Here is a 9,571-nt window from a genome sequence, read left to right as displayed (position 1 = left end):
CTGTAGAGAGGCTCGCCTTGCATAATGCTGATTTCAACCCGTCGGTTAAGCGCGCGATTTTCATCAGAATCATTCGGTAACAAGGGCTCCGTATCTGCCATGCCTCGTACTCTTAAACGTTGATGAGAGAAGCCTCTCACTTTCTCCATCTCTTGCGCGACTGATACTGCACGCTGAGAAGAGAGATCCCAGTTAGAACGATAAAGTTCCGAGTCTAGCGGTCGATTGTCTGTATGGCCAGATACTCGAACAATGCCTGGCACGTCTTTTACTAGCTCTGCAATCTGACGAACTAAAGGACGAAACTTAGGCTGCAAGAAGGCCGAACCTTCTGGGAATGCACCTTTTTCACGCATACGTATAACAATCTGCTGACCGAGGTTTTCAACTTCAATGGCGCCTTGCTCAATCTCTCGCTCTAAGGCTTTCTTGATGCTTTCCATCAAGGTTTCCATCTCTTGCGACATCTCTTTAGATTGCTGTTGTTGCATGTCCGCTTCGGCAGACTCATTGTTTTGAGTTGACGTTTCTGGCGATTGCCCACCCGTTAACTTGCCTTCATCACGTTTTGTGCCACCAGCTCGATCAGACTCCCCTTCATGAAATTCGAGCGTCTGCTGAGTGATGTCCATGGTTTGCTGCATGATGACATCAATCGGAGTTGGTTCCGGCCGACCCGGTCGAAACTCTTGGGCAATAATGCTAGTACCTTTGGGAATGTCTTTCACTTCAAGCTGATTTTGCACACCGAAGGCAAATTTCATTGATCCTGCAATTTGTTTGAACTTCAGTACATCCATCTCAGAAAACGAGAGCAGAAGAACAAAGAAACACATCAGTAGCGACATCAAATCTGCAAATGTCCCCATCCATAACGGGAGGCCGGGTGGCGGACAATCGCATTTGTTATCTTCATCATCCATCACGACTCTCCAAGTTACTCGTCAATCTCAAGGGCACGTTTACCTTCATTGAGGTAGTTCTTCAAGTAACTATCGATCACTCGCGGGTTTTGGCCATCTTGAATCGCTAATACGCCATCCATGATCAAACGGCGATTTAGCGTTTCTTGGTCACGGCGAAGAGAAAGCTTATCCGCAATAGGGAAAAACACCATATTGGACAGGATCGCGCCATACAATGTGGTCAAGAGTGCAACGGCCATTGCTGGTCCAATCGCTTTAGGGTCATCCATGTTTGAAAGCATCGCAACAAGACCAACCAAGGTGCCAATCATTCCCATCGCAGGAGCAACGTCGCCAAAGGCGCGAAATACACCAGTACCTTGCGTATGTCGTTCATCCGTAAGCGCGATGTCTTTTTTGAGTGCCGCTCTCACAACGTCGGCATCATGGCCATCAACAAGTAGATCAATGCCTTTCTGCATGAATGTGTTGTTTATTTCCATCTCTTCAAGAGCAAGAAAACCACCTTTACGTGCCGCGTCGGCCATTTCCACAATTTTTGCGATCAGGTCTTCGGGTTCATCCGCTTTAAACATGAAGGCTTTGCCAGCAATCTTTGTCGCACCAAAAAACTGTCCCATTGTGAACTTCATCAACACGACGAATATTGAGCCACCAACGACAATAAGGATCGACGTGACATCGACAAACATGCCGATGCTGCCACCAAGCACCATCGCCATAATGACGAATGCAAAACCACCAATCAAACCTAATAGGGTTGCTAAATCCACAAAGCACTCCTCACGCTATACTCAAATACTGCCATTGGGCGGATTATTACCTGTATCGACAACTCGCGCAGAATTTTTAGAAAAATCTTAGCTAATGGATCACAAATTACACCTAACAACCTCAACCAAAATATGGGGTTTCACCGCTTAGACTCGTTGAACGCTAATTTTGTGACAATTATATAAGGTTAAATTTGACCAAGTTACTAGGCTAAGGTAACTTTCGTGCATCTTACCCGAGGCTTGATTAAGGCAGAAAAAAGATGGCGGTCAAGAAACCAGAAAACATGACCTTTGAAGCAACCATTGAAGAGCTTGATAGCTTGGTTGATCAATTAGAAAATGGCGATCTTGCTCTAGATGATGCCCTGCGTAAGTTTGAACGAGGCATTGCCTTAGCTCGTGCAGGCCAAACTAAATTAAGCGACGCCGAACAGCGCGTGAGCATTCTTCTTAGTGAAGATGATGAAGCACCACTGAGTGACTTCAAACCAGATTCAGAATAACAATCAGTAGTGAGCAATGTGATGCAACAGACATTGACGTCTTTTCAACAAAGAAACAATCAGCAATTGAATTTGTGGCTCGATCAGCTTCCATATCAAGAGCAGCCATTGATTCAAGCAATGAAATACGGCCTTTTGCTAGGTGGAAAACGCGTTCGCCCTTTTCTTGTTTACATCACAGGTCAAATGCTCGGCTGTAAACCTGAAGACTTAGACACCCCCGCCGCTGCTATCGAATGTATACATGCCTACTCACTCATTCATGATGATCTGCCAGCCATGGACGATGATGAACTGCGTCGAGGTCAACCAACTTGTCATATTAAGTTTGATGAAGCAACCGCAATACTGACAGGTGACGCACTACAAACTCTTGCCTTCACTATTATTGCTGATGGTCAATTAAGCCCGGCGGCTGAAGCTCAACGCATCAGCATGATCAAAGCCTTAGCGCATTCCTCTGGTGCCAGCGGCATGTGTGTAGGGCAAGCCTTAGATTTAGGCGCGGAAAATCGCCAAGTTTCTCTTGAAGAAATGGAAGAGATACACCGTAAAAAAACCGGAGCTCTGATTGATTGTGCGGTAAAATTAGGTGCATTAGCTGCTGGTGAGAAAGGTATCGAGGTTCTACCTCACTTGGAGCGCTACTCAAAAGCAATTGGTTTGGCGTTTCAGGTTCAAGACGATATTCTTGATATCATCAGTGACACAGAAACACTGGGTAAGCCTCAAGGTTCCGACCAAGGTCTGAATAAGAGCACTTATCCTTCCCTGCTGGGTTTAGAGGGAGCCATAGAGAAAGCTCACACTCTGTTACAGGAAGCACTTCAAGCATTGGAAGCTATCCCATACAATACTCAGTTACTCGAAGAGTTCGCCCGATATGTCATCGAGCGCAAAAATTAACACTATAAGCGCGCATTTATATGACTCTTGATATTTCAAAGTACCCAACACTGGCGTTAGCAAATACACCGGAAGAATTACGTCTTCTTCCGAAAGAAACATTACCAAATCTGTGTGATGAACTGCGAACGTATCTGCTAAATTCAGTGAGCCAATCTAGCGGACACTTAGCGTCTGGCTTAGGCACCGTAGAGCTAACTGTCGCTCTGCATTATGTTTACAACACCCCTATCGACAAATTGATCTGGGATGTTGGTCATCAGGCTTACCCGCATAAAATCCTCACCGGACGTCGCGATAAAATGCCAACAATTCGCCAAAAGGATGGTCTACACCCTTTCCCTTGGCGTGAAGAAAGTGAATATGACACCTTATCTGTCGGCCACTCTTCGACATCGATTAGTGCAGGTCTTGGCATGGCCATCAGCGCACAAAAAGAAGGTAAAGGTCGCAAAATCGTCAGTGTGATTGGTGATGGCGCAATTACAGCAGGCATGGCATTCGAAGCCATGAACCACGCTGGCGACGTTCATCCTGATATGTTGGTGATTTTGAACGACAACGAAATGTCGATTTCAGAAAACGTCGGCGCCCTGAATAACCACCTTGCGAAGGTACTTTCTGGTAGCTTGTACACTTCTATCCGTGAAGGCGGTAAGAAAGTGCTGTCTGGTGTTCCACCTATTAAAGAGTTGGTTCGCCGTACGGAAGAGCACCTAAAAGGCATGGTAGTGCCTGGTACTCTGTTCGAAGAGTTCGGCTTTAATTACATTGGCCCGATTGATGGGCACGACGTCAATGAACTCGTCAAAACGCTGAAAAATATGCGTGAGCTCAAAGGTCCTCAGTTCCTACACATCATGACCAAGAAAGGCAAAGGTTATGAGCCTGCCGAGAAAGATCCTATCGGCTACCATGGTGTTCCTAAATTCGATCCAACGCATAATTGTCTGCCGAAGAGCAGTGGCGGTAAGCCAACTTACTCAAAGATCTTCGGTGACTTTTTATGTGACATGGCGGCCCAAGATCCTAAGCTAATGGCAATTACGCCAGCAATGCGCGAAGGATCAGGTATGGTGCGTTTCTCAAAAGAGTACCCAGACCAATACTTTGATGTGGCGATTGCTGAGCAGCACGCAGTGACACTGGCAACAGGCATGGCAATTGCGGGCGATCATCCAATCGTTGCTATCTATTCGACTTTCTTGCAACGTGGTTATGACCAATTGATCCACGACATCGCGATCATGGACTTACCAGTGATGTTTGCGATCGACCGCGCAGGTCTCGTTGGCGCAGATGGTCAAACTCACCAAGGTGCGTTCGATTTGAGCTTTATGCGCTGTATTCCGAACATGGTGATCATGGCGCCAAGCGACGAAAACGAGTGCCGACAAATGCTTTACACTGGCCATAAGCATTCTGGCCCGAGTGCGGTTCGATACCCTCGTGGTAGCGGCATGGGCGTAGAAATCGAAACTGAGTTTACGGCGTTAGAAATCGGTAAAGGGCGCATGGTTCGCCAAGGTGAAAAAGTTGCTATTCTGAACTTTGGTACTTTCTTGGGTAACGCGCTAGAAGCGGCAGAATACCTTAACGCCACTGTTGCTGATATGCGCTTTGTGAAGCCGCTCGATGAAGCATTAATTCGTCAATTAGCCGCAGATCATGACGTGCTCGTGACGTTAGAAGAAAATGTTATCGCAGGTGGTGCAGGTGCGGGTGTCGTTGAGTTCATGATGAAAGATAAAATCATTAAACCTGTGTTGAACCTAGGTTTACCCGATGAGTTTATTCATCAGGGAACACAAGATGAACTGCATGAAGAGCTTGGTCTCGATGCAAAAGGAATTGAAAAATCCATCTTGGATTATTTAGCAAAATAGCATGTAAAAAGGGATGCTCATGGCATCCCTTTTTTACGTCCAGTGTTTAGTTCATGGTTTAATTCATCCAGCCAGCGTATTTTGCGACTAGAAACAGGGCAACACCAGCCATAACTCCCGCCACGATATCATCAACCATAATACCCAGCCCACCGTGAACTCGCTTATCTAGCCACCCAATTGGCCAAGGTTTTACCATATCGAAAAAACGAAATAAGATGAAGCCAGTGATCAACCACTTCCATTCAGTGAGTGGAATATTCAGTGCAGGTACAATGCTCATCGTAATCCAAAAGCCCGCAAACTCATCCCATACGATTGAACCATGATCATGTACTTTCATGTCTGCAGACGTCACTTGGCATATTTGAATGCCGATCACACACGAAATCAGAACAACAATGACATACGCCGTAAATGGTAATTGTGCCAACAGCAAAAAGAAAGGCACGGCCGCCAGTGTGCCCATTGTTCCAGGGATAAACGGGGATAATCCACTGCCAAAACCCGTCGCCAATAGATGCCACGGATTCTTTAATGAAATCAGAGAAAGAGGGTTGGTCATATCCTTAAACCTATACTGCTAGTTTGGTTTCAATCGTCATGCCTGCGAGTTACTCAATAGTAACAGGCTCTTGGCTAGAGCTTAGCTCAGATCATTTAAAGTGGTCGAAGCCACTTAAGTCCCAATCAAGTGGTTGATTGTTATCATGCAGCTCGAAGGTTCCATTTGGTCGGATTTGACCAATACATGTGACCTTACAGCCAGTATGAGATAAAGCGCTTTGTAACGAGCCTCGATTTTGCTCCGGCAAGGTAAAACACAACTCGTATTCTTCGCCACTTGCTAAAGCATACTGCTGCGCGCTGATCTTATCATCTAAAAACTGGACTAATTCTGAAGAGATCGGTAGCTGAGAGACATCAATACTAACCCCAACCTGAGATCGCTGTAAAATGTGCTTAATATCAGAGATTAAACCATCTGAAATATCTATCGCCGACGAGGCTAAGCCAACAAGAGCTTGTCCAGCAAGCACACGCGGAGAACTAAGGTAATGAGCTCGCTCTAGTGCTTCCGCGCCGGCTCTACTGCGCAGAGAGTCATCTAGAATCACATCCAAGCCAGCTTTTGCATCGCCAAGGTTTCCCGTTACGTATACCCAATCCCCAGGCTTGGCGCCGGATCGCGTGAGCGCTTTGTCTTCAGGTACAAAACCTTGCACCGTCAGTGTCAGACACAATGGGCCTTTGGTGGTATCACCGCCTATTAACTGAATACCATAGTAATCAGCCAGTTCGAAAAATGCATCACAGAAAGGTGCAAGCCATTCTTCATCTGGCTCAGGCATCGTTAATGCAAAGCTCACCCACGCAGGCGTTGCGCCCATCGCCGCCAAATCACTGATGTTAGAAGCCAATGCTTTGTGTGCGACCCATGCTGGGTTCGCGTCGGCTAAGAAATGCGTTCCAGCTACCAATGTATCCGTGCTAATCGCAATCTGAACATTAGCTGGCGCTTTGACCAAAGCGCAATCATCACCAGCGGCTAGATGGACATCTTTACGTTGGCTCTGACGACCGACGAAGTATTTGTCTATCAGATTAAATTCACCAGACATAATTCACTTACTTTTTGATGTAAAAGCTTTTGATACAAAAAAGGTCAGCATGTGCTGACCTTTTCATTGAAGAAATCGTTATTTCTTACGAATGTGAGGTGCTGCTTTATCAAGTACACCATTCACAAACTTGTGGCTATCTTCTGCTGCGAAAACTTTTGCAAGTTCAATCGCTTCATTGATAACAACTTTGTAAGGAACATCTTCGCGACGAGTCATCTCGTACATAGCAAGGCGAAGAAGAGCAAGTTCCATCATATCTAAATCCTGCATAGGACGAGAGATGTATGGACGAATTTTGCTATCTAGCTCAGCGTGGCTAAGTACAACACCGCTTAATAGTTCACGGAAGTAAGCTACGTCTGTCTCTGGAGCAGCAAGCGCTGGCTCAGATGCATGAAGTTCTTCTTCATCGTATTTGTCGCCAGACAAAAACTGTTCTTCAATCTTGGCAACATTCTCTTTAGTAATTTGCCATGAGTAGATCGCCTGTAGAGCGAATTGACGTGCGTTACGACGTGCGGCTGGTTTCACACTGGCCCCCATTAGGAATCAATTTCAGATAGTACATTAATCATTTCAAGTGCGCTTAGTGCAGCCTCTGCACCTTTATTACCAGCCTTGGTTCCTGCGCGTTCAATCGCTTGATCGATCGTATCAACAGTCAAAACACCAAATGCTACTGGAATGCTGAATTCCATAGACACTTGTGCTAGACCTTTGTTCATTTCACTACAAACATAGTCAAAGTGAGGCGTTCCACCGCGAATAACAGACCCTAGAGAAACAATAGCGTCGAATTTGCCAGTTTTAGCAACACGCTGAGCTACTAGAGGTAGTTCTACGGCACCTGGACAACGCACAACCGTGATGTTGTCTTCGCTTACTTGTCCGTGACGCTTTAGTGTATCGATCGCACCAGAAAGTAGGCTTTCGTTAATAAAACTGTTGAAACGAGAAATAACGATAGCAATTTTTGCATTTGGCGCTGGGAAGCCACCCTCGATCACTTTCATAAGCTTTCCTTTAACTCTATTTATAAGTGAAATATGTTCATCAAGTGAGAATCGCCGGATTCTAGCACAAATTTGTGAGCAATATCTAATGGAAATTGGAGGCAAATCACCGGTTCCTAGCCATTGACGAGTTAAGCACGTCAAAGACTAGGAACTTATTGTTCGGTTGTTACTCGCAGACGTACTCAACAACGTTCAGACCAAAACCACCTAACGCGTGGTACTTTTTGTTGGTCGATGACAGAAGGCGCATATCATGTACACCGAGATCCGCAAGAATCTGTGAACCAACGCCAACACGGCGAGACGTGCCTTGTTTTTTAGCAAGCGTTGGGGCTTCACCTTTGTCTTGCGCTTCGAACATCTTCACGCGATGAATAAGTAGATCGGTCGATTCTTCATGGCCAAGAACAACCAGCACACCGCCTTCTTCACCAATGCGTTTCATTGCCTTATCTAGTGTCCAGCTGCGCTCTGCATTACGATCGCTACGTAGTAAGTCGGTAAAAACGTCTTGAAGATGAACGCGAACCAGTGGCGCTTTTTCTTTCAAATCGCCCTTGCACATTGCGTAGTGCACTTGATTATCAATGGTGTCTTTGTACGTGACTAACGTGAACTCGCCAAACTCTGTCGGTAACTTGCACTCTGCCACACGTTCAATCGTTGTCTCAGTGTTATTGCGGTACTCAATTAGGTCGGCAATAGTGCCCAATTTAATACCGTGCTTCTCTGCAAAGATCTCTAGATCTGGGCGACGAGCCATCGTGCCGTCGTCATTTAAGATCTCAACAATCACCGATGCTGGCTCTAAACCAGCAAGACGAGCCAAATCACAGCCAGCTTCAGTGTGACCTGCACGAGTCAGTACACCGCCGTCTTGAGCTGCGAGAGGGAAGATGTGACCAGGCTGCACTAAATCCGCAGCTTTAGCGTTTGGCGCGACTGCTGCTTGAACGGTACGTGCGCGATCTGCGGCTGAAATACCAGTCGTTACCCCTTCTGCTGCCTCAATCGAAACAGTAAAGTTGGTGGTGTATTGCGCATTATTGTCTTGCACCATTGGTGGCAGACCTAGACTTTCGCAACGATCTTTGGTCATGGTTAAACAAATCAGGCCACGGCCATAGGTTGCCATAAAGTTGATGGCTTCCGGCGTAATATGCTCGGCAGCCATGATCAAGTCACCTTCATTCTCGCGGTCTTCATCATCCATTAGGATGACCATTTTGCCTGCGCGAATATCATCAATAATTTCTTGTGGCGTACTGATTGGCATAGTCTGTTATCCCGTTATTCTAAATTTGTTATTGCGACAGCAATGAAAAATTACGTTGCAGTGAATGCTAGTTAGGTCAATAGTTTGAGCTTTGCATCAAGCAAGTCAATGAATCTCGCGGTGTTCTGTGAGTCTGCTCTTTATCGCATGCCTCACGCAGCCACTCCCAAGACTTATGCAAAACCGTTTTGCTGTAAAAAGTCCATCGTGATACGAGACTCAGCCTTATCTTCTTGTTGTCCTTGCAGTAAACGCTCCATATAACGCGCAAGTACATCAACTTCCAAGTTGACTTTGCGCCCCACTTGAAACTGGTCAATCGTAGTTTCTTCACTCGTATGAGGAACGATCGTCAGCTTAAAAGCATTTTTACGTAAGTCGTTGACGGTTAGGCTAATACCATCAACAGTAATCGAGCCTTTCTCTGCAACGTACTTGCTAATTTCCGCAGGCATTGCAACCCAAAATTCTATCGCACGGCCAACTGAATTGCGTTCGACAATTTCACCAACCCCATCGACATGGCCAGAAACGATATGTCCACCCAATCGCGTTGTTGGCAGCATGGCTTTTTCTAGATTCACCTTATCGCCTACTTGGTATTCAGAAAACCCAGTTTTCTTCAAGGTTTCTAATGACAGATCAGCACTGTAATAG

11 protein-coding genes are annotated in these 9,571 nt (G+C 45.9%); 3 read left to right on the top strand and 8 right to left on the bottom strand.

The genetic code is table 11. From position 1 onward, the window contains the following. The coding region (locus CAG68_RS20645) for a MotB family protein (RefSeq protein ID WP_161441604.1) at positions 1-923 on the bottom strand (923 nt) is incomplete at its 3' end. Between the two features lie 14 nt (positions 924-937). Beyond that, positions 938-1,699: a flagellar motor protein PomA gene (gene pomA / locus CAG68_RS20640; RefSeq protein WP_005381564.1), complete on the bottom strand. Its 762-nt coding sequence runs from the start codon at positions 1,697-1,699 to the stop codon at positions 938-940. 263 nt (positions 1,700-1,962) lie between these two features. Between pomA and xseB the strand changes: the two genes are divergently transcribed. Genes xseB through dxs form a run of 3 tightly spaced genes read left to right on the top strand, consistent with a single transcriptional unit; the run spans position 1,963 to position 4,997 of the window. Beyond that, positions 1,963-2,205, top strand: coding sequence for an exodeoxyribonuclease VII small subunit (xseB, locus tag CAG68_RS20635; protein WP_005381566.1), 243 nt, complete (start codon positions 1,963-1,965; stop codon positions 2,203-2,205). 21 nt (positions 2,206-2,226) lie between these two features. Then, a complete protein-coding gene (gene ispA / locus CAG68_RS20630) occupies positions 2,227-3,111 on the top strand; it encodes a (2E,6E)-farnesyl diphosphate synthase (protein ID WP_033905843.1) in 885 nt (294 codons plus the stop codon). A gap of 20 nt (positions 3,112-3,131) precedes the next feature. After that, positions 3,132-4,997 carry a 1-deoxy-D-xylulose-5-phosphate synthase gene (dxs, locus tag CAG68_RS20625; RefSeq protein ID WP_005383623.1) on the top strand — a complete coding sequence of 622 codons (1,866 nt, stop codon included), beginning with the start codon at positions 3,132-3,134 and terminating at the stop codon, positions 4,995-4,997. A gap of 58 nt (positions 4,998-5,055) precedes the next feature. On the opposite strand, the gene pgpA is transcribed toward dxs, so the two are convergent. The 6 genes from pgpA to CAG68_RS20595 form a co-directional block, all read right to left on the bottom strand. After that, entirely contained in the window at positions 5,056-5,562 is a 507-nt protein-coding gene (gene pgpA, locus CAG68_RS20620; RefSeq protein ID WP_031780838.1) for a phosphatidylglycerophosphatase A, read from the bottom strand. 91 nt (positions 5,563-5,653) lie between these two features. Beyond that, positions 5,654-6,619 (bottom strand): thiamine-phosphate kinase, encoded by a 966-nt coding sequence (gene thiL, locus CAG68_RS20615; protein ID WP_042521205.1) that lies wholly within the window; start codon positions 6,617-6,619, stop codon positions 5,654-5,656. A 78-nt stretch (positions 6,620-6,697) separates the two neighbouring features. Beyond that, positions 6,698-7,165: a transcription antitermination factor NusB gene (nusB, locus tag CAG68_RS20610; protein ID WP_005381571.1), complete on the bottom strand. Its 468-nt coding sequence runs from the start codon at positions 7,163-7,165 to the stop codon at positions 6,698-6,700. Further along, positions 7,165-7,635 carry a 6,7-dimethyl-8-ribityllumazine synthase gene (gene ribH, locus CAG68_RS20605; protein ID WP_005381572.1) on the bottom strand — a complete coding sequence of 157 codons (471 nt, stop codon included), beginning with the start codon at positions 7,633-7,635 and terminating at the stop codon, positions 7,165-7,167. The genes nusB and ribH overlap by 1 nt, the downstream gene beginning before the upstream one ends. A gap of 169 nt (positions 7,636-7,804) precedes the next feature. Continuing rightward, positions 7,805-8,914, bottom strand: coding sequence for a bifunctional 3,4-dihydroxy-2-butanone-4-phosphate synthase/GTP cyclohydrolase II (gene ribBA, locus CAG68_RS20600; protein WP_005381573.1), 1,110 nt, complete (start codon positions 8,912-8,914; stop codon positions 7,805-7,807). 173 nt (positions 8,915-9,087) lie between these two features. After that, positions 9,088-9,571: riboflavin synthase (locus CAG68_RS20595; protein WP_161441603.1), on the bottom strand; the 484-nt coding region annotated here is incomplete at its 5' end.

The sequence above is a fragment of the Vibrio sp. V42_P2S4T144 genome (assembly GCF_009904715.1).
GTDB lineage: Bacteria > Pseudomonadota > Gammaproteobacteria > Enterobacterales > Vibrionaceae > Vibrio > Vibrio alginolyticus.
This window is presented reverse-complemented; position numbering and strand designations above follow the sequence as displayed.